Source organism: Streptomyces bambusae (genome assembly GCF_020532645.1).
GTDB lineage: Bacteria > Actinomycetota > Actinomycetes > Streptomycetales > Streptomycetaceae > Streptomyces > Streptomyces bambusae.
This window is the reverse complement of the sequence record NZ_JAJAUZ010000038.1, coordinates 1-19919: the sequence shown is the minus strand read 5'-3', so window position 1 is coordinate 19919 and position 19919 is coordinate 1. Positions and strand designations below refer to the sequence as shown.

14 protein-coding genes and 1 tRNA gene are annotated in these 19919 nt (G+C 71.5%); 3 read left to right on the top strand and 12 right to left on the bottom strand.

The window, feature by feature from the left end:
• Nucleotides 1-163: 163 nt before the first annotated feature.
• Complete coding sequence (locus LG634_RS24240) at nucleotides 164-1885, bottom strand: FG-GAP repeat domain-containing protein (protein ID WP_226736223.1); 1722 nt, start codon at nucleotides 1883-1885, stop codon at nucleotides 164-166.
• Between the two features lie 254 nt (nucleotides 1886-2139).
• On the opposite strand from LG634_RS24240, the gene LG634_RS24235 reads away from it, so the two are divergent.
• On the top strand, nucleotides 2140-2553 hold the full coding sequence (locus tag LG634_RS24235) for a nuclear transport factor 2 family protein (protein WP_226736221.1): 414 nt from the start codon (nucleotides 2140-2142) through the stop codon (nucleotides 2551-2553).
• Between the two features lie 108 nt (nucleotides 2554-2661).
• On the opposite strand, the gene LG634_RS24230 is transcribed toward LG634_RS24235, so the two are convergent.
• The 5 genes from LG634_RS24230 to LG634_RS24210 all read right to left on the bottom strand — a co-directional run bounded on the left by LG634_RS24230 (nucleotide 2662) and on the right by LG634_RS24210 (nucleotide 10001).
• Nucleotides 2662-4395 (bottom strand): FG-GAP repeat domain-containing protein, encoded by a 1734-nt coding sequence (locus LG634_RS24230; protein ID WP_226736219.1) that lies wholly within the window; start codon nucleotides 4393-4395, stop codon nucleotides 2662-2664.
• A 101-nt stretch (nucleotides 4396-4496) separates the two neighbouring features.
• Nucleotides 4497-6218, bottom strand: coding sequence for an FG-GAP repeat domain-containing protein (locus LG634_RS24225; RefSeq protein WP_226736218.1), 1722 nt, complete (start codon nucleotides 6216-6218; stop codon nucleotides 4497-4499).
• A gap of 121 nt (nucleotides 6219-6339) precedes the next feature.
• Entirely contained in the window at nucleotides 6340-8067 is a 1728-nt protein-coding gene (locus LG634_RS24220; protein WP_226736216.1) for an FG-GAP repeat domain-containing protein, read from the bottom strand.
• A 279-nt stretch (nucleotides 8068-8346) separates the two neighbouring features.
• Complete coding sequence (locus tag LG634_RS24215) at nucleotides 8347-9024, bottom strand: TetR/AcrR family transcriptional regulator (protein ID WP_226736213.1); 678 nt, start codon at nucleotides 9022-9024, stop codon at nucleotides 8347-8349.
• Nucleotides 9021-10001 carry an acyl-CoA desaturase gene (locus LG634_RS24210; RefSeq protein ID WP_226736211.1) on the bottom strand — a complete coding sequence of 327 codons (981 nt, stop codon included), beginning with the start codon at nucleotides 9999-10001 and terminating at the stop codon, nucleotides 9021-9023. Before LG634_RS24210 ends, LG634_RS24215 begins: the two co-directional genes overlap by 4 nt.
• Nucleotides 10002-10306: 305 nt before the next feature.
• On the opposite strand from LG634_RS24210, the gene ppc reads away from it, so the two are divergent.
• Nucleotides 10307-13066, top strand: coding sequence for a phosphoenolpyruvate carboxylase (gene ppc, locus LG634_RS24205; RefSeq protein WP_372482481.1), 2760 nt, complete (start codon nucleotides 10307-10309; stop codon nucleotides 13064-13066).
• An 87-nt stretch (nucleotides 13067-13153) separates the two neighbouring features.
• On the opposite strand, the gene LG634_RS24200 is transcribed toward ppc, so the two are convergent.
• The 6 genes from LG634_RS24200 to LG634_RS24175 form a co-directional block, all read right to left on the bottom strand.
• Nucleotides 13154-13930 carry an LAVTG motif-containing sortase-dependent surface protein gene (locus LG634_RS24200; RefSeq protein ID WP_226736209.1) on the bottom strand — a complete coding sequence of 259 codons (777 nt, stop codon included), beginning with the start codon at nucleotides 13928-13930 and terminating at the stop codon, nucleotides 13154-13156.
• A 225-nt stretch (nucleotides 13931-14155) separates the two neighbouring features.
• Entirely contained in the window at nucleotides 14156-14749 is a 594-nt protein-coding gene (gene pth, locus LG634_RS24195; RefSeq protein WP_226736207.1) for an aminoacyl-tRNA hydrolase, read from the bottom strand.
• Nucleotides 14750-14837: 88 nt separating this feature from the next.
• Nucleotides 14838-15422, bottom strand: coding sequence for a 50S ribosomal protein L25/general stress protein Ctc (locus LG634_RS24190; protein ID WP_226736205.1), 585 nt, complete (start codon nucleotides 15420-15422; stop codon nucleotides 14838-14840).
• Between the two features lie 184 nt (nucleotides 15423-15606).
• Nucleotides 15607-16584, bottom strand: a complete 978-nt coding sequence (locus tag LG634_RS24185; protein ID WP_226736203.1) for a ribose-phosphate diphosphokinase — start codon at nucleotides 16582-16584, stop codon at nucleotides 15607-15609.
• 125 nt (nucleotides 16585-16709) lie between these two features.
• The gene (gene glmU, locus LG634_RS24180) at nucleotides 16710-18158 is read right to left on the bottom strand and encodes a bifunctional UDP-N-acetylglucosamine diphosphorylase/glucosamine-1-phosphate N-acetyltransferase GlmU (protein ID WP_226736201.1); all 1449 of its coding nucleotides are present in this window, start codon (nucleotides 18156-18158) and stop codon (nucleotides 16710-16712) included.
• Between the two features lie 114 nt (nucleotides 18159-18272).
• Nucleotides 18273-18346: transfer RNA gene (locus LG634_RS24175), tRNA-Gln, on the bottom strand.
• A gap of 185 nt (nucleotides 18347-18531) precedes the next feature.
• Between LG634_RS24175 and LG634_RS24170 the strand changes: the two genes are divergently transcribed.
• Nucleotides 18532-19779, top strand: coding sequence for a sensor histidine kinase (locus LG634_RS24170; RefSeq protein WP_226736199.1), 1248 nt, complete (start codon nucleotides 18532-18534; stop codon nucleotides 19777-19779).
• Nucleotides 19780-19919: the final 140 nt, after the last annotated feature.

Here is a 19919-nt window from a genome sequence, read left to right as displayed (position 1 = left end):
AGAGTACATCTGCAAACCGGAGTGAGGGAAGTGGTTAACCGTCATGTCCAGGATGGGTTGCTTCAGCACATCTGGAGCCCATCTGGCACGGTGTAAGGGAGTAAACGGAAGCGCCCCGGCACCCTCCGCTGAGGGTTCCGGGGCGTCGTGCGCCGTCTGCCCGTCAGTACAGGTCCGGATAGATCTGCCAGCTCGTGCCGATCTTTGCGCGGGCCGTGAGTTTGCCCGGGCCGTAGGACGTGTAGCGCCAGAGGTTGCCTGCGGAGTCGGTGGCGACCAGGTCGGCCCGGCTGTCGCCCGTGAGGTCGCCGGTGGCGACGAGGTTGCGGTAGATGCCGTAACCAGTGCCGATCTTCACGCGGGGCTTGAAGGGGGCGGCGGAGCTGCCCGTACCGGGGTAGAGGTACAGGTTGCCGGAGCCGTCGCGGGCGATCAGGTCCGCGCGGCCGTCGCCGGTGAAGTCCCCGGCGCCGGTCAGCTTGTTGTACGTGCCCCAGCCGGTGCCGATCTTCTGGCGGGCGGCGAAGCCGGTGGCGGCGCCGTTGCCGCGGTAGAGGTACAGCGTGCCGGAGGTGTCGCGGGCCAGCAGGTCGCCCTTGCCGTCACCGGACAGGTCGCCGGGGCCCACCAGCGCGTTGTACGCGCCCCAGCCCGCGCCGATGTCCCGGCCGCGCAGGAACAGGTGGTTCTGGAAGACCTCCAGGCTCTCCGCGTAGCTGTTCGCGTCCAGCGAGGACGAGCGGATGTACCGGAAGCCCTTCCAGTCGCCCACCGGGCTGATCCGGGTGCGGGCGCTGAGCGTGCCGTCGTTCTTCGACCAGTACCACCACAGCGTGCCCGCCGTGTCCCGGCCGACCACGTCGCTGCGGTCCCAGGCCGGCAGGCCGCCCTGCGCGCCCAGCAGCAGGGCGTAGTTCCAGCCGGGCGAGGAGGTCACGCGCGGCTTGAAGCCGCCCGTGCCGTCCGCCTTGTACAGGTACAGCCGGCCCGCCGGGTCGCGGGCGATCATGTCGCCGCGGCCGTCCCGGTCGATGTCGTCGGCACCGGCGAGCTGGTTGTAGACCTGGTAGCCGAAGCCGATCTGCCGGCGCTCCTTGAACGGCGCCGCCGGCTGCCCGGTCCCCAGGTACGCGTACAGCCGTCCCGAGCCGTCCCGGGCCGCCAGGTCCGCCCGGCCGTCGCCGTCGGTGTCGTTCAGGCCCACCAGCTGGTCGTACGCCTGCCAGCCCGACCCGATCCGCACCCGGGCCCCGTACGGGCTCGCCGCCGAGGGCCCGCTCGGGTACAGGTACAGCACCCCGTCGTAGGTGCGCGCCAGCACGTCGACCCGCCCGTCGCCGGTCAGGTCGCCGGGCGCGAGGAGCTTGTTGTAGACCTGCCAGCCGCGCCCGGACCAGCTCGGGTTGTACGACGTGCCCGTGCCGTCGGCCCCGTTGAACAGGGCGAGGGTGCCGTCGGCGGTCAGGGCCAGCAGGTTGCTGCGGCCGTCCCGGTCGAAGTCGCCGACCGGGAGCACGTCCTTGTAGGCGAAGGACCCGTCCTCGGTGGCCTGGCCGACGCCGTACTCGAAGTGCTCGTCGGCGCCGCCCGGGTTCACGAAGTACTTGCCGTTGACGGCCTGGTACAGGGTGTCGGCGATGCCGTCGGCGTCGCCGTCGAAGCGGGGCGCGAGGGCGGCCGCCGCGGCCTGCCCGCTGCGCGCGCCCTGCGGCAGCACCGGCCCCGGCCGCCCGGCGGACGGCGGCGCGGCCTGCTCCGGCTGCACCCGCGGCCGCCCGTCGGCCGCTGCGGGCACGGACATCAGGGTCCCCGCGGCGAGGGCGGCGACGGCGGTGCAGGCGGCGAGACGCCCGAGGCGCCGGTCACGTGAACGCGAACTGTTCAAGGTCCCCCCTGGGACAGAGAGCTGCACGGGGGCGACACGGCCGCACCCGCACCCACTCCGACCACACCGACGGCGCGCAGCGGCGTCATCCCCCCGGGACGTGTCCCAGCAGCGTATCCCCGAGCCGCGAACCCCAGAAGTGCTTCTCCGTCACTTCCCGCCCGGATCGGGCCACATGACCGGAAGGGCGTGCGGAGAGCTGCGTGTTTCGGATAGGCATAGGGGGACTGTGTTGCATACGGGGGTGGTGGGGCGTGAAGAAGCGGACCGTCGGAGCCCTGTTCGTTGCCGGAGCACTGGTGCTGGGAACCGGTTGCTCGTCCGGCGGGGACGGGCCGGAGTCCGAGCGGGCGGCGGTGGACGCCTACGTCGAGGCGCTCAACTCCCGCGACGCCGACGCCATGGCGGACCTGGTGACGCCCGGGAACGAGGCCGGTGACGAGATCGCCACCCTCATCAAGGGGCACGGCGGCCTCGGGCTCAAGGTGGCCAAGGCCGACATCCGGCACGAGTTCGGGCCCGACTTCGCCAGCGCCGATGTGGTGGCGCGCGGTAAGGGCGGCAAGGAGTACAAGGCGAAGCTGACCCTCGACCGCGAGGGCGGCAGCTGGTACGTCGCCCTGGGCGAGGCCCCGGGCGGGGCCTCGCCGAAGCCCACCTCGGCCTGACGGCACGGGGCGGACGACGGCCCCGCCGGGCGGCCCGGACGCGCCGATGCCCCCGGCACGCCGAGGCGGCCGGGGGCATCGTCAGGTGGTGACCGGTACGGGTGGTGACTAGTACAGGTTGCCGTAGATCTGGTAGCCCGTGCCGATCTTGGCGCGGGCGGTGAGCTTGCCCGAGCCGTACGAGGTGTAGCGCCAGAGGTTGCCCGAGGAGTCGGTGGCGACCAGGTCGGCGCGGCTGTCGCCGTTCAGGTCGCCGGTGACGACGAGCTGGCGGTAGGCGCCGTAGCCGGTGCCGATCTTCACGCGGCCGGCGAAGGGGGCCTTCGCGTTGCCGGTGCCCGGGTACAGGTACAGGTTGCCGCGGCCGTCGCGGGCCACCAGGTCCGCGCGCCCGTCGCCGGTCATGTCGCCGGCGCCGGCCAGCTTGTTGTAACCGCCCCAGCCCGCGCCCACCTTGATGCGCGGGGCCAGCTTGCCGCCCTGCGTCTTGTACAGGTAGAGGTTGCCGCTGCGGTCGCGGGCGAGCAGGTCGCCGCGGCCGTCGCCGGACAGGTCGCCGACACCGGCGAGCGCGTTGTACACGCCCCAGCCGGCACCCATGTCCGTGGCCTCCTTGAACAGGTGGCCGTTCCAGATCTCCACCAGATCGCCGTCGCTGTCGTTGTCCAGCGAGGAGACGTAGTTGACGTTGGCGCCCAGCCAGCCGCCGTCCTTGCTCAGCTTCTGCCGGGCGCCCAGCGTGCCGTTGTTCTTGGAGAAGTACCACCACAGCGTGCCCGCACCGTCGCGGCCCACGAGGTCGTTGCGGCCGAAGCCGGGAACGGCGCCCTGGGCGGCGAAGTTGGTGGACACGTTCCAGCGGTCGCCGGCGTAGGAGCGGGCCTTGAAGCCGCCCTTGCCGTCCGAGTGGTACAGGTAGGCCGAGCCGCCGACGGTACGGGCCATCAGGTCGCCCAGGCCGTCGCCGTTGCGGTCGTCCACACCGACGAGCTGGTTGTACGTCTGGTAGCCGAAGCCGACCTTCTTGCGGGCCCCGAAGGGCTCGGAGGCCTTGCCCGTGCCCGGGTAGCGGTACAGGTCGCCGCCGGGCGTGCGGACCACGAGGTCGGCCCTGCCGTCCCCGTCGGTGTCGCCCGCGCCCACCAGCTGGTCGAACGCCTGCCAGCCGGCGCCGACCTTCACCGGAGCCTTGAACGGGTCCGAGGCGTTCCCGGTGCTCGGGTACAGGTACAGCACGCCCGAGTGGGTGCGCGCCAGCAGGTCGGCCTTGCCGTCGCCGGTCAGGTCGCCGGGCGCGATGATCTTGTTGTACATCGTCCAGCCGCGGCCCGACCAGCGGGCGGTGGTGGACGTGCCGGTGCGGCCCGCGCCCGGGTAGAGCGTCAGGGCGCCGTCCGGGCTGAGCGTCAGGAGCTCGGTGGACTTGTCGCCGGTCAGGTTGCCGACCGGGATGACGTCCTTGTACTCGAAGTTCGTCGCCGGGCGGCCCACCTTGTAGGTGAACGGGCTGGACCCGCTGCCCGGGTTCACGAAGTACCGGCCGTCGATGGCCCGGTAGAGCACGTCGGCCTTGCCGTCGCCGTCCGCGTCGAAGCGCGGGGCGGTACGGGCGCCGGCCGCGGCGGCGAAGGTGCCGCGCGGCGCGGCGGCCTCCGGAAGCGGGCCGGGCTGCACGACCTGCTGCTGCGGGCCGAGGTGCTCCGTGGTGTCGAACCCGCGGTCCGGCCGGTCGCCCGCGGCGGACGCCGGGCCCGCCAGCAGGGTGCCCGCGGCCAGTGCCACGGCGGTGCAGGCCGCGATGCGGCCCAGAGTCTTATGGTGCGTCTGCGTCTTCTGTGACACGTGAATCCCCCAGTGGTTTCCCCCGAGAACACGAAGAGGCGCCCCGTTCCGGTTCCGTTCCGGATCAGGTCCGGAACCGCGAACGGGGCACCCCCGAGAAATTAGTACAGGTTCGAGTAGATCTGGTAACCCGTTCCGATCTTCGTGCGGGCGGTCAGCTTGGCGTTGCCGTACGAGTCGTAGCGCCACAGGGTGCCCGCGGCGTCGGTCGCGAGCACGTCGGCGCGGCCGTCACCGGTCAGGTCCCCGGCCACGACCAGCTGCTTGTAGATGCCGTAGCCGGTGCCCGCCTTGATGCCCTTCTTGAACGGGTAGCCCGCCTGCCCGGTGCCCGGGTAGACGTACAGGTCGCCGTTGGCGGCCCGGGCCAGCAGGTCGCCGCGGCCGTCACCGGTCAGGTCCCCGGCGCCGGTGATCTTGGTGAAGCCGTTCCAGCCCGCGCCCACCTTCACCCGGGTCTTGAAGCCGGTGCCCGCGCCGTTGCCCTGGTACAGGTACAGGACCCCGTTCTTGTCGCGGGCCAGCAGGTCGCCCTTGCCGTCACCGGAGACGTCGCCCGGGCCGACCAGGTGGTTGTAGATGTTCCAGCCGGAGGTGAGCGCGTCACCGTTCACGTACAGCTTGTCGTTGGCGATCTGCAGCAGGTCGCCGCTGTTGTTGTGGGCGAGCGCGGAGGCGAACGTGATCCGCGCGTCCTTCCAGCCGCCGGTCTTGCTGATCTGCTCGCGCTTGCTCAGCGTGCCGTTGTTCTTGGAGTAGTACCAGAACAGGGTGCCCGCGGTGTCGCGCGCCAGCAGCTCGGTGCGGCCGAAGTCCGGGACCCCGCCCTGGGCGGCGAACTGGGTGATGTAGTTGAAGCCGGTGGCGCCCGCCAGACGGGCCTTGAAGCCGCCCGAGCCGTTGGCCGCGTACGAGTAGATCTGGCCGGAGGTGGTCCGGGCCATCAGGTCGCCCAGGCCGTCGCCGCTGATGTCCTCGACGCCGACGATCTGGTTGTAGATGCCGAAGCCGGTACCGGTCTTCAGGGCGGGCTTGAAAGGCGCCGCGGCCTGGCCGGTGCCCAGGTACGTGAAGAGGTTGCCGGTGGTGTCGCGGGCCACCATGTCGGCGATCTTGTCGCCGTTGACGTCGTTGGTGCCGACCAGGTGGTCGTAGTACTGCCAGCCCCCGCCGATCTTCAGCGCGGTCTTGAACGGCGTGGTGAGGCTGCCGGTGCCCTGGTACAGGTACAGCACGCCGTCGTGGGTGCGCGCCAGCACGTCGGCCTTGCCGTCGCCGGTCAGGTCGCCGGGCGAGAGCACCTTGTTGAAGCCGTGCCAGCCGCCGCCCGACCACACCGGGGTGAAGTCCGTGTTCGCGGCGGACTTGCCGCGGTACAGGGACAGCCGGCCGTCCGTGGTCAGGGTCAGCAGGTCGCCGTAGCGGTCGGCGTCCACCCGGCCGACCGGGATGACGTCCTTGTAGTCCACGTTCTCGTTCTCGCCGAGGGTGAGCTCGACGTCGTCGATCCCGAGGTGGGGACGCGCGATGTAGTAGTGGCCGTCGATGGCCCGGTACAGGATGTCGGCCTGCCCGTCGGCGTCGAAGTCGTACCGCGGGGCGGCCCCGTCCGCGCCGGCGGCGAAGGTGCCGCGCGCGGCCCCCTGCGGCAGCTCCAGCTTCGGCCGGGCGTCGAGCGAGGGCACCGACCGGTCGGCCGCGGCGTGCGGCCGGTCCGCGGACCCGGCCGCGGTGGCCGGCCCGGCGAGCAGGGCACCGGCGGCGAGAGCGACGGCAGTGCAGGCCGCGATGCGACGGAGCTGCGCGGGACGCGAAGTGTTCAAGGTTCCCCCTGGAGACGGCGTACGGAGATGGAGCAGCGTGCGGAGCGGAAGAGAGAGGAAAGAGCAGGGCGGTACGGGGGCACGCCGGCGGCGCGCCCCCGTACACCCGTGCGGGTGAGGCTCAGCGCAGGTACTTGACCGGCCAGTCGCCGGCCAGCTTGACCGGGGCGGAGAGCAGCGCGGTGCCGGTCAGGCCGGTGGACGTCACGCGGTACATGACGCCGTCCTTGGCGGTCACCAGGTCCGCGCGGCCGTCGCCGTTGATGTCACCGGGGGCCGCGAGGCTGCCGGTCCAGTTCGTGGCGATCTGGACGCGCGGCGCGAACGGCGTGGCGGCCGTGCCGGTGCCCTTGTACAGGAACAGGTTGTTCGACTTGTCGACGGCGACCACGTCGGCACGGCCGTCACCGGTCAGGTCACCGGAGCCGGCGATGCCGCGGTAGATGCTCCAGCCGCTGCCGACCTTGACGGTCTGCGTCATCCGGGTGCCGGTGCCGTCGCCCGCGAACAGGTAGAGCACCCCGCTGTGGACCTGGAGGACGTCGCCCTTGCCGTCGCCGGTCAGGTCGCCCGGACCGAGCTGCCGCTCGCCCGACATCATCACGCCGTCCTCGCCGGGGATGAGGATCGTGCCGCTGCCCGGGACGCTGGCGTTGAACAGGGAGTCGTTGTCGATGAGTGCGTGCGGGGTGTTCGTGTCGTCGAGGCCGGAGGCGTACGCGACGAAGCCCACTCCGTCCACGTGGCCGGTGGTGATCGACTCCTCGGCGGGCAGGAACTCGCCGTTGGTCAGCGCGAGGTGCGTGAACAGCTGGGTGGTCTTCCCGTCGTCGCCGCCTTCGCTGGTCTCGACGGAGTACGCCAGCGCGCCCTTGCCGTAGTCCGGGACACCGCCCTGGCCCACCATCAGGTTCACGAACTCCATGCCGGTCGCCAGCTCGCTGCGCGCGCCGAACAGGCCGCCGCCCTTGGACGGGTACAGGTAGAGCTTCCCCGCGTGGGTGCGGCCCGCGATGTCCGCGCGGCCGTCACCGGTGACGTCGTCGAGCGCGGTGACCTGGTTGAACATGTTCCAGCCGGCGCCGACCTTCAGCCGCGGCTTGTACGGGGTGGCTGCGACGCCGGAGCCCTTGTACGAGTACAGGTAGCCCTTGACGTCCTTGGCCACGAGGTCGCCGAGGCCGTCGCCGTCCATGTCGCCGGTGCCGACGATCTGGTCGTAGATGTGCCAGCCGGTGCCGACCTTCACCCGCGCCTCGAACGGCTTGCCGGACAGCTGCCCGGTGCCCTTGTACAGGTACAGGTCACCTGAGGGGGTACGGGCCAGCAGGTCGGGGCGGCCGTCCTTGGTGAGGTCGCCCGGGGAGACCACCTTGTTGTAGATGCTCCAGCCGTTGCCCGACCAGGTGGCCGCGCCGGTGCCGGCCGGGCCGTTGCCCGAGACCAGCGAGAGACGGCCCGACGCGGTCAGCGTCAGCAGCTCGGGACGGGCGTCGCCGCCGAGCTGGCCGACCGGGATGACGTCCTTGAACCCGGGCGTCGCCGAACCGGCGATCAGGAACTCGGACTCCTCGCCGTCGTTGCCCGGCAGCACCGCCAGCGAGCCGTCGACGTAGCGGTACAGCATGTCGTTCTTGCCGTCGGCGTCGAAGTCCAGCCGCGGCTTGGCCTTGACCAGCGCGTACGAGGCCGGCTGCGCGGCCTTGGGCCGGGTGACCTCGGGCTGCGGCAGGGACTTCCCGGCAGCGGACGCGGGAACGGCCGACAGCAGGGTGCCGGCGGCGAGCGCAACGGCGGTGCAGGCGGCGACGCGGCCCAGGCCGCGGCGCGTGGCACGGGTGGAGTGCAAGATTCCCCCAGGGAAATCGGTCTCGGCGGGGGAGTGCCGTGTGCTGGCAGGAACGCGCGCGTGGCGTCAGCGCGCGTGAGGAGTCCCCCGGAACGTATTCCGAGGTTAGCCAGCCGGAACCGGAAAAAAGAAGATCAGCCGCGTACAACCTTTCGGCCACTCGGGCATCCGGCCGCCGGAGCCGGCCGGGGCCCGGCGGCGCACCGCCGCGGCCGGAAAAACGGAGGGCGGCCCCGGGCCCGCCGGGACCCGGGGCCGCCCCCGTCGTGCACGCTCCGCTCAGTTCTTGCGGTGCCCCACCAGCCGCGGCTTCGCCTCCAGGCCGTCCAGCCCGTGCCACGCCAGGTTCACCAGGTGAGCGGCCACCTCGGCCTTCTTCGGGCGCCGGGTCTCCAGCCACCACTGGCCGGTCAGCGCCACCATCCCCACCAGCGCCTGCGCGTACAGCGGCGCCAGCTTCGGGTCGAAGCCGCGGGCCTTGAACTCCAGGCCCAGGATGTCCTCGACCTGCGTGGCGATGTCACTGATCAGCGAGGCGAACGTGCCCGTGGACTGGGCCACCGGCGAATCCCGGACCAGGATCCGGAAGCCGTCCGTGTAGTTCTCGATGTAGTCCAGCAGAGCGAACGCCGCCTGCTCCAGCAGCTCCCGCGGATGCCCCGCGGTCAGCGCCCCGGTCACACCCTCCAGCAGCTGGCGCATCTCCCGGTCGACGACGACCGCGTAGAGGCCCTCCTTGCCGCCGAAGTGCTCGTACACCACCGGCTTCGACACCCCGGCCTTGGCCGCGATCTCCTCCACCGACGTGCCTTCGAAGCCCTTCTCCGCGAACAGCGTGCGACCGATGTCGAGAAGCTGCTGGCGCCGCTCGGCGCCCGTCATCCGCACCCGGCGGCCCCGCCGCGGTTTGTCACTGCCTGGATTGCTGCTGCCGTCGATCGCCACGTCACCCATCATGCCGCGTTCGCGGCTTTCTCCTTGCGCCGGGCATCGATCCGCGCGTCCGACGGCCACCGCACGTCAGAGGCCCAGCCCGCCAGCTCGAACCAGCGGATCAGCCGGGCGCTGGAGTCGATCTGCCCGCGCAGCACCCCGTGCCGCGCCGACGTCGGGTCCGCGTGGTGCAGGTTGTGCCAGGACTCCCCGCACGACAGCACCGCCAGCCACCACACGTTGCCCGACCGGTCCCGCGACTTGAACGGCCGCTTGCCCACCGCGTGGCAGATCGAGTTGATCGACCAGGTCACGTGGTGCAGCAGCGCCACCCGGACCAGCGAGCCCCAGAAGAACGCCGTGAACGCGCCCCACCACGACATGGTCACCAGACCGCCCACCAGCGGGGGGATCGCCAGCGACAGCATCGTCCAGTAGATGAAGTCCCGGGAGATCCGGCGGATCGCCGGGTCCTTGATCAGGTCTGGCGCGTACTTCTGCTGGTCGGTCTGCTCCTCGTCGAACAGCCAGCCGATGTGGGCCCACCACAGGCCCTTCAGCAGCGCCGGCACCGTCTCGCCGAACCGCCACGGCGAGTGCGGGTCACCCTCCGCGTCCGAGAACTTGTGGTGCTTGCGGTGGTCCGCCACCCACCGCACCAGCGGCCCCTCCACCGCCATCGACCCCGCGACCGCCAGCGCGATCCGCAGCGGCCGCTTCGCCTTGAACGAACCGTGCGTGAAGTACCGGTGGAACCCGATGGTGATGCCGTGGCACGCCAGGAAGTACATGAACACCATCAGGCCCAGATCCAGCCAGCTCACCCCCCAGCCCCACGCCAGCGGCACCGCCGCCAGCACTGCCAGGAACGGCACGATGATGAAGATCAGCAGCGCGATCTGCTCGATCGACCGCTTGCTCTCACCACCCAGCGTGGCGGACGCCGGCGTATCGCCGGCTCCCTCCGGGGTCTCTTCGAGCACGTCGGGGCTGATGGTCATGAGGTGTCCCCTGAGGGTGAGGGAATCGGCAGGCGCCGAGGCTACGGATCCGTAACCTACGGCATCGTAAGTATCCCAGCGTCACTCCCTCCGGCAAAGGGACCCGTCCGCACCCCGAGACATGCGACCGGTCCGCGAGCGACGACACCTATCCTTGGACCCGTCGGACAGCGCGGTCCGCACGGGCAGCCCGGGGCTGCGCGCACGGGGAACCCCCGGACAGCCGTCCGGAGGCCGCCGCCGTACGCCCGCACCCGGAAGCCCACCTCCCAGTAGCGCTCGAAACACTGCAAGGAGCCGCACCTGTGAGCAGTGCCGACCAGACTCCCGCCACCCGGGGCACCGACGCCCCGGCCCAGGCCGCCAACGCAGAGCTGCGCGCGGACATCCGCCGCCTCGGCGACCTCCTCGGCGAGACCCTCGTACGCCAGGAGGGCCAGCACCTCCTCGACCTCGTCGAACAGGTCCGCGCACTCACGCGCACCGACGGCGAGGCCGCCGCCGAGCTCCTCGGCGCCACCGACCTGGAGACGGCGGCCAAGCTGGTCCGCGCCTTCTCCACGTACTTCCACCTCGCGAACGTCACCGAGCAGGTGCACCGCGGCCGCGAGCTGCGCGCCCACCGCGCCGCCGAGGGCGGCCTGCTCGCCCGCACCGCCGACATGCTCAAGGACGCCGACCCCGAGCACCTGCGCGAGACGGTCAGGAACCTCAACGTCCGCCCGGTCTTCACCGCGCACCCCACCGAGGCCGCCCGCCGCAGCGTCCTCAACAAGCTGCGCCGCATCGCCGCCCTCCTCGAAGAGCCCGTCTCCGGTGCCGACCGCCGTCGCCACGACCTGCGGCTCGCCGAGAACATCGACCTCGTCTGGCAGACCGACGAACTGCGCGTCACCCGCCCCGAGCCCGCCGACGAGGCCCGCAACGCCATCTACTACCTCGACGAACTCCACGCCGGAGCCGTCGGAGACGTCCTGGAGGACCTCTCCGCCGAACTCCAGCGCGTCGGCGTCGAACTGCCCCCCGGCACCCGCCCCCTCACCTTCGGCACCTGGATCGGCGGCGACCGCGACGGCAACCCGAACGTCACCCCCGAGGTCACCCGCGAAGTCCTGATCCTCCAGCACGAGCACGGCATCACCGACGCCCTCGAACTGGTCGACTTCCTGCGCAGCCTGCTCTCCAACTCCATCCGCTACGCCGGCGCCACCGAGGAACTCCTTACCTCCCTCCAGGCCGACCTGGAGCGCCTCCCGGAGATCAGCCCCCGCTACAAGCGCCTCAACTCCGAGGAGCCGTACCGCCTCAAGGCCACCTGCATCCGGCAGAAGCTCGTCAACACCCGCGAGCGCCTCGCCAAGGGCACCCCCCACGAGGACGGCCGCGACTACCTCGGCACCGCCGAGCTGCTCGCCGACCTCACCCTCATCCAGACCTCGCTGCGCGAGCACCGCGGCGCCCTCTTCGCCGACGGCCGGATGGACCGCACCATCCGCACCCTCGCCGCCTTCGGCCTCCAGCTCGCCACCATGGACGTACGCGAGCACGCCGACGCCCACCACCACGCCCTCGGCCAGCTCTTCGACCGCCTGGGCGAGGAGTCCTGGCGGTACGCCGACATGCCGCGCGAGTACCGGCAGAAGCTCCTCGCCAAGGAGCTGCGCTCCCGCCGGCCGCTGGCTCCCGTCCCGCCGCCGCTGGACGCCGCCGGCCTCAAGACCCTCGGCGTCTTCAGCACGATCAAGGACGCCTTCGAGAAGTTCGGCCCCGAAGTCATCGAGTCCTACATCATCTCGATGTGCCAGGGCGCCGACGACGTCTTCGCCGCCGCCCTCCTCGCCCGCGAGGCCGGCCTCCTCGACCTGCACGCCGGCTGGGCCAAGATCGGCATCGTCCCGCTCCTGGAGACCACCGACGAGCTGCGCGCCGCCGACGTCATCCTCGACGAGATGCTCGCGGACCCCTCCTACCGCCGCCTCGTCTCGCTCCGCGGCGACGTCCAGGAGGTCATGCTCGGCTACTCCGACTCCAGCAAGTTCGGCGGCATCACCACCAGCCAGTGGGAGATCCACCGCGCCCAGCGCCGGCTCCGCGACGTCGCCCACCGCTACGGCGTCCGGCTGCGCCTCTTCCACGGCCGCGGCGGCACCGTCGGCCGCGGCGGCGGCCCCTCGCACGACGCGATCCTCGCCCAGCCCTGGGGCACCCTCGAAGGCGAGATCAAGGTCACCGAGCAGGGCGAGGTCATCTCCGACAAGTACCTCGTGCCGTCCCTGGCCCGCGAGAACCTCGAACTGACCGTCGCCGCCACCCTGCAGGCCTCCGCCCTGCACACCGCGCCGCGCCAGTCCGAAGAGGCCCTCACCCTCTGGGACGGGGCCATGGAGATCGTCTCCGACGCCGCCCACGCCACCTACCGACGCCTGGTCGAGGACCCGGACCTGCCCGCGTACTTCTTCGCGGCCACCCCCGTCGACCAGCTCGCCGACCTGCACCTGGGCTCCCGGCCCTCCCGCCGTCCCGACTCCGGCGCCGGCCTCGACGGCCTGCGCGCCATCCCGTGGGTGTTCGGCTGGACCCAGTCCCGGCAGATCGTCCCCGGCTGGTTCGGCGTCGGCTCCGGCCTCAAGGCCCTGCGCGAGGCCGGCCAGGAGGACGTGCTCACCGAGATGGGCGAGCGCTGGCACTTCTTCCGCAACTTCCTCTCCAACGTCGAGATGACGCTGGCCAAGACGGACCTGCGGATCGCCCGCCACTACGTCGACACCCTCGTCCCCGACGAGCTCAAGCACGTCTTCGCCACCATCGAGGCCGAGCACGAGCTGACCGTCCGCGAGGTCCTGCGGATCACCGGTGGCGAGCAGCTGCTCGACTCCCAGCCGGTGCTCCAGCAGACCTTCGCGGTCCGCGACGCCTACCTGGACCCCATCTCCTACCTCCAGGTCTCCCTGCTGGCCCGGCAGCGGGCCGCCGCCGCCCGCGGCGAGGACCCCGACCCGCTGCTCTCCCGGGCCCTGCTGCTCACCGTGAACGGCGTGGCCGCCGGCCTGCGCAACACCGGCTGACCCGGCGCCCGCAGCGTGACGGAGGCCCCCGCACCGTGCCGGTGCGGGGGCCTTCGTCGTGCCGTACGGCTGCGGTGCCGGGCGGGATCAGCCCTCGGTGCCGGTCCGGCGGCGGCGGATCACCAGGACCGCACCGGCGGTGATCAGCGCACCGGCCATCGCGGCCAGCAGCCCCACCGGGGTGCTCGAACCGGTCTCGGCCAGGTCGCCGCCGCCGGTGCCGCCCGTGGAGCCGGCCGTGGCGGCTGTACCCGAGGGGGAGGCGGAGGCGGAGGCGGAGACCGACGAGGACGGCTCGGTCGACGTGCTCGCGGACACCGTGCCCGACGGCGTCGCGCTCGCCGAACCGCTCGCGGTCGTCGACGGGGTGCCCGACGGGGTCTGGCTCGCCGTCCGGGACGGCGTGCTGCTCGGCGTACCGCTGGGCGTGGCCGACGGGGACTGGCTCGGCTTCACCGTGGCCGGGCAGGTGTGGGACAGGTTGAACCACTTCACGCTGCCGCCCTCCACCTCGGCGGAGGCGGCCGTCAGCGTGGCACCCGGCGCGGAGGCCGCGTACGCGTGCTTCTCGGTCGGCGGCCCGAAGACGGTGATCTCCTGGGTGCCGCCGGGCTGGAAGGTGACCGTCAGCTTCACGAACTCGGTGGAGTTGCCGGGCAGCACGAAGTGCCAGCCGTCCTGGTTCGCGGGGATGTCGGCACACTTCGGCTCGTGCGAGACGCCGGCCGAGGTGGCCGTGACGGGGAGCGCCTGGTGCATGGGGACGGTGTACGTGTCGGCGGCGGCGGCGGGGGCGGCGCCGGCGGCGAGGAACAGGGAGGCCGCGAGGGGAAGGGCGGCCACGGCCCGACGGTTCCGGGACATGGGCATGGTGTACCTCTGGCAGAGAGCGGGGGGATGTGCCGTGGGAGGTGGCGGCTCAGCATGCTGAGCCCGACTGTCCACGGTCAAGAGGTACGCGTCAGTATTCGTACGGGAATGCCGTCTCCCGCACCCTTTGTCCGGTGTAACGATCCGGAACGGCGGCGACCGGTTAGGCCGCCGCCGCCCGCAGTTCACGCGAGGTGCGCCGTCACGCGACGTGCGCCGTCACGAGTTGTACGTGGACTGGGCCCGCTCCAGGCCCTCCAGGACCAGGCACTCGACGGCGTCCGCCGAACGGTCCACGAACCAGTCCAGCTCCTTGCGCTCCGTCGACGAGAAGTCCTTCAGCACGAAGTCCGCGACCTGCATCCGGCCCGGCGGACGCCCGATCCCGCACCGCACCCGGTGGTACTCCGCGCCCATCGACTTCGTCATCGACTTCAGGCCGTTGTGCCCGTTGTCCCCGCCGCCCAGCTTCAGCCGCAGGGTCGCGTAGTCGATGTCCAGCTCGTCGTGCACGGCGATGATCCGCTCCACCGGCACCTTGTAGAAGTCCCGCAGCGCCGTCACCGGGCCGCCCGACAGGTTCATGAACGACATCGGCTTGGCCAGCACCACCCGCCGGTTCGCCGGCCCCGGCGGGCCGATCCGGCCCTCCAGCACCTGCGCCCGCGCCTTGTGCGCCTTGAACTTGCCGCCCATCCGCTCGGCCAGCAGGTCCACCACCATGAAGCCGATGTTGTGGCGATTGCCCGCGTACTCACCGCCCGGATTGCCCAGGCCCACGACCAGCCACGGCGTCGTCGCGTCGTCCGCCATCAGAAAAAGCTCCTTCAATGGGACGACCGCCGTCCCGCTCCAGTGGAGCAGGACGGCGGTCGGTCGGCAAAAGCCAGGGGGCAGAGGCTCAGGCCTCGGCGCCGGCCTCGGCCTCGGCGGCCGGCTCCTCGGCCTGCGCGGCCAGGACCTGCAGGACGACGGCGTCGGCGTCGGTCGCCAGGGAGACACCGGCGGGCAGGGCGATGTCCTTGGCGTGCACGGACGCGCCGGCCTCCAGGCCCTCGACCGAGACGGTGATGTTCTCGGGCAGGTGGGTGGCCTCGGCCTCGACCGACAGGGTGCTCAGGACGTGCTCGAGCAGGTTGCCGCCGGCGGCCAGCTCGCCCTCGGCGATGACCGGGACCTCGACGGTGACCTTCTCGCCCTTCTTGACGACCAGGAAGTCGACGTGCGAGATGGTGCGCTTCAGCGGGTGACGCTGGATGGCCTTCGGGAGGACCAGCTCGACGCCGTCGCCCTTGATGTCCAGGGAGATGAGGGCGTTCGCGGTCTTCAGGGCCATCATCAGGCCGTGGGCCTCGACGTTGACGTGCTTCGGGTCCTGGCCGTGGCCGTAGATGACCGCGGGGGTCAGGGCGTCGCGACGGGCCTGGCGGGCGGAGCCCTTGCCGAAGGTGGTGCGGAGCTCGGCGGAAAGCTTGATCTCGGACATGCTCACTCCTCGTGGGGTGACGGAACGGACAGGGTCACCCGGCCAACCAAACGGCCTGCTACGAAGAGCGCGTCGATAACGGAGCCCCGCACGCAAAAGTGCGGCCTCCCTCGCCGAGCAACTTGATGAGTCTACCCGGCGCGGAGGCCGCACCTCAAAACGATCTAGCGGACCGTTTCCGCGACTACTGCTGCTCCTCGAACAGCGAGGTCACGGAGCCGTCCTCGAACACCTCGCGGACCGCGCGGGCGATCGTCGGCGCGATCGACAGCACCGTGATCTTGTCCAGCTCCAGGTCCGACGGGTCCGGCAGCGTGTTCGTGAACACGAACTCGCTCACCTTCGAGTTCTTCAGGCGGTCCGCGGCGGGGCCCGACAGGATGCCGTGCGTCGCCGTCACGATCACGTCCTCCGCGCCGTGCGCGAACAGCGCCTCGGCCGCGGCGCAGATCGTGCCGCCGGTGTCGATCATGTCGTCGACCAGGACGCAGACCCGGCCCTTGACCTCACCGACGACCTCGTGGACGGTCACCTGGTTGGCGACGTCCTTGTCGCGGCGCTTGTGCACGATCGCCAGCGGCGCGTCCAGGCGGTCGCACCAGCGGTCGGCGACGCGCACGCGGCCGGCGTCCGGGGAGACGACGGTCAGCTTCGTGCGGTCCACCTTCGCGCCCACGTAGTCCGCGAGGACCGGCAGCGCCGAGAGGTGGTCCACCGGGCCGTCGAAGAAGCCCTGGATCTGGTCCGTGTGCAGGTCGACCGTCAGGATGCGGTCCGCACCGGCCGTCTTCAGCAGGTCGGCCACCAGGCGGGCCGAGATCGGCTCGCGGCCCTTGTGCTTCTTGTCCTGGCGGGCGTACCCGTAGGACGGGATGATCACGGTGATCGAGCGGGCCGACGCGCGCTTCAGCGCGTCGATCATGATCAGCTGCTCCATGATCCACTTGTTGATCGGAGCCGTGTGGCTCTGGATCAGGAAGCAGTCCGCGCCACGCGCCGACTCCTGGAAGCGGACGTAGATCTCACCGTTGGCGAAGTCGAAAGCCTTGGTCGGCACGAGGCCGACACCCAGCTGGTGCGCGACCTCCTCGGCCAGCTCGGGGTGGGCGCGGCCGGAGAAGAGCATCAGCTTCTTCTCGCCGGTCGTCTTGATCCCGGTCACAGCACTGTCTCCTCAGACGTGTTGATTGCTGCTGCGCCCCCGTACGCGTCCGTCCCGCGCACGGTGAGCCAGCCGAATTGCGTGCACCTATCACGGTACGCCGTCGCCGGCGTACCTGTTTCCGGTCAGACTTCGTCGGCGGCAGGCTGAACCGCCGACTGAGCCGCCTGCGCGGCGGCGCTTCCCGGACGCTTGCGGGCCACCCAGCCCTCGATATTCCGCTGCTGGCCCCGGGCGACGGCCAGGGCGCCCGCCGGTACGTCCTTCGTGATCACCGAGCCGGCCGCCGTGTAGGCGCCGTCCCCGATGGTGACGGGTGCCACAAACATGTTGTCCGAACCGGTCCGGCAGTGCGAGCCGACCGTCGTGTGGTGCTTGTGCTCACCGTCGTAGTTCACGAAGACGCTGGCAGCGCCGATGTTGGAGTACTCGCCGATCGTGGCGTCGCCCACGTACGACAGGTGCGGGACCTTCGAGCCCTCGCCCACCGTCGCGTTCTTCATCTCCACGTACGCGCCGGCCTTCGACTTCGCGCCGAGGTTCGTGCCCGGCCGCAGGTAGGCGAACGGGCCGACGTTCGCCGCCTCGCCGATCACCGCGCTGTCCGCCACCGTGTTGTCCACGCGCGCCCGCGCACCCACCGAGGTGTCCTTCAGACGCGTGTTCGGACCCACCTCGGCGCCTTCGGCGACACGGGTGGCGCCGAGCAGCTGCGTACCCGGGTGGACGACCGCGTCCTGCCCGAACGTCACCGTCACGTCCACGAACGTCGACGCCGGGTCCACCACCGTCACGCCCGCCAGCATCGCCTGCTCCAGCAGCCGCGCGTTCAGCAGGCCCCGGGCCTCCGCGAGCTGCACCCGGTTGTTGATCCCCAGGATCTCCCGGTGGTCCCCGCCGACCGCGGCACCCACCCGGTGCCCGGCCTCGCGCAGGATCCCCAGCACGTCCGTGAGGTACTCCTCGCCCTGGCTGTTGTCCGTACGCACCCTCTTCAGCGCGTCCGCCAGCAGCGCCCCGTCGAACGCGAACACGCCGGAGTTGATCTCGCGGACCGCGCGCTGCGCCTCGGTGGCGTCCTTGTGCTCGACGATCGCCGTGACGGCGCCGGTGGCCTCGTCGCGGATGATCCGGCCGTAGCCCGTGGAGTCCGGCACCTCGGCGGTCAGCACGGTCACGGCGTTGCCGTCGGCCTCGTGGGTCCCGGTCAGCTGCCGCAGGGTCGCGCCGGTCAGCAGCGGGGTGTCGCCGCAGACCACGACCACGGTCCCGGCGACCGTGCCGCCGAGCTCCTCCAGGGCCATGCGGACGGCGTGGCCGGTGCCGTTCTGCTCGTACTGGACGGCGGTGCGGACCTTGGCGTCGATCTGCGCGAGGTGCGCGGCGACCTGCTCGCGGGCGTGGCCCACGACGACGACCAGGTGCTGCGGCTCCAGCTCGCGGGAGGCCGCGACGACGTGTCCGACGAGCGACCGCCCGCAGATCTCGTGGAGGACCTTGGGAGTGGCCGACTTCATGCGGGTGCCCTCACCCGCTGCGAGTACGACGACGGCTGCCGGGCGGTTGGCGCTCACGGGTGTGCCCTTCGGCTTCGGGGGTGGACCACCGAAGGATACCGGGGGGTTAAGCGGCGGAAACGAGCACGGGTCCCGACCGTGGTGGTCGGGACCCGTGCTCGAATATTTGTTTGGCTCCCGGAGAAGGATTCGAACCCTCATTCAACGGACCAAAACCGTTTGTCCTGCCCTTAGACGATCCGGGATGGATTGTCGTGCGTGTCCGGATCCGAAAAGCCGGGGTCGAAGACCCGGCTTCTGAAGATCAGATGCGGACGCAGCCCCTACTATGCCGCACCACCTGCCTTGGATGCGACGGTCTGCCCGGGGCCTTTCCTGCGCCGCGAATTCGGAGAGAGCCGGAGGAGGGGGCGATCGTAGGGTGGGTGGTATGACCGGTACGGGGGAACAGCAGGGCGGGGCGGGACGGGACGGGCCGTTGTGGTGGGGGCGGCGGCGGGGGGCGGTGCTCGACGTCGCGCTGGCCGCCGTGTCGGCGGCGGAGTGCGCGTTCGAAGGGGTGGGGTTCGCCCGGCAGGCGTCCGTGCCCGTGCCGGTGGGGGTGGTGTTCGGGCTGCTGGTGGGCTCGACGCTGGTGCTGCGGCGGCGCCGGCCGGTGCTCGTCGTGCTGGTGGGCATCGCCGTCACGCCGGCCGTGATGGGGTTCCTGCTGGCCGTGGTGGGGCTGTACACGCTGGCCGCCTCCGAGGTGCCGCGGCGGATCACCGCGGTGCTGACGTCGATGTCGCTCGTGGGCACGTTCGTCGTCACGTACGTGCAGACCCGGGGCGATCTGACCGGGGACCGGACGTGGGTCGTCGTCCTCTCGCTGTTCATGGCCGTCGCGCTGACCGCACCGCCGGTCCTGCTGGGCCTGTACATAGGAGCGCGGCGGCGGCTCATGGAGAGCCTGCAGGAGCGGGCGGACTCGCTGGAACGGGAACTGTCGCTGCTGGCCGACCGGGCCGAGGAGCGGGCTGAGTGGGCCCGTACGGAGGAGCGCACGCGGATCGCGCGGGAGATGCACGACGTGGTGGCGCACCGGGTGAGCCTGATGGTGGTGCACGCGGCGGCGCTGGAGGCGGTGGCCGCGAAGGACCCCGCGAAGGCGGCGAAGAACGCGCGGCTGGTGGGGGACATGGGCCGGCAGGCGCTGACCGAGCTGCGGGAGATGCTCGGGGTGCTGCGGGCGGTGCCGGTGCCGGTGCCCGTGCCGTTGGCGGTGGCGGTGGCGGTGGCCGAGGAGGGCGGGCCGGCGCTGGGGGAGATCGAGGCGCTGGTGGGCGAGTCGCGGGCGGCCGGGATGGTGGTCGAGCTGGACGTACGGGGCGAGGTGCGGGGGTACGCGGCGGAGGTGGAGCAGACGGCGTACCGGGTGGTGCAGGAGGCGTTGACGAACTGCCACAAGCATGCGCCGGGGGCGCGGGTGGTGGTGCGGTTGGCGCACCGGGGGGACGAGGTGGCGATGCAGGTGGAGAACGGGGTGGGGGAGGGGCCGGGGGCGAGCCTGCCCAGTGGCGGGAACGGGCTGGTCGGCATGCGGGAGCGGGTCGTGGCGCTGGGTGGGGTCTTCGTCTCCGGCCCCACGGATGCGGGCGGCTTCCGCGTCTCCGCCGTCCTCCCCGCGTCCCCGTCCTGACCCCCCGGGGCTCCGCCCCGGACCCCCGGTCCTCAGGCTCCCCCAGCCCCAGGGGGCTGGGGCCCCTCGACGGGCCGGAGTCTGCCCCTGCTCGGACTTGCCTGCGGGCGGCCTGCTGCTGCCGGGCAAAATCCAGCCCC

What these genes read in the sequence shown, in the direction of transcription:
- LG634_RS24215 (WP_226736213.1), bottom strand. Translation starts at nt 9,024, where the DNA reads ATGATGGGTGACGTGGCGATCGACGGCAGCAGCAATCCAGGCAGTGAC.
- LG634_RS24210 (WP_226736211.1), bottom strand. Translation starts at nt 10,001, where the DNA reads ATGACCATCAGCCCCGACGTGCTCGAAGAGACCCCGGAGGGAGCCGGC.
- LG634_RS24200 (WP_226736209.1), bottom strand. Translation starts at nt 13,930, where the DNA reads ATGTCCCGGAACCGTCGGGCCGTGGCCGCCCTTCCCCTCGCGGCCTCC.
- pth (WP_226736207.1), bottom strand. Translation starts at nt 14,749, where the DNA reads ATGGCGGACGACGCGACGACGCCGTGGCTGGTCGTGGGCCTGGGCAAT.
- LG634_RS24190 (WP_226736205.1), bottom strand. Translation starts at nt 15,422, where the DNA reads ATGTCCGAGATCAAGCTTTCCGCCGAGCTCCGCACCACCTTCGGCAAG.
- LG634_RS24170 (WP_226736199.1), top strand. Translation starts at nt 18,532, where the DNA reads ATGACCGGTACGGGGGAACAGCAGGGCGGGGCGGGACGGGACGGGCCG.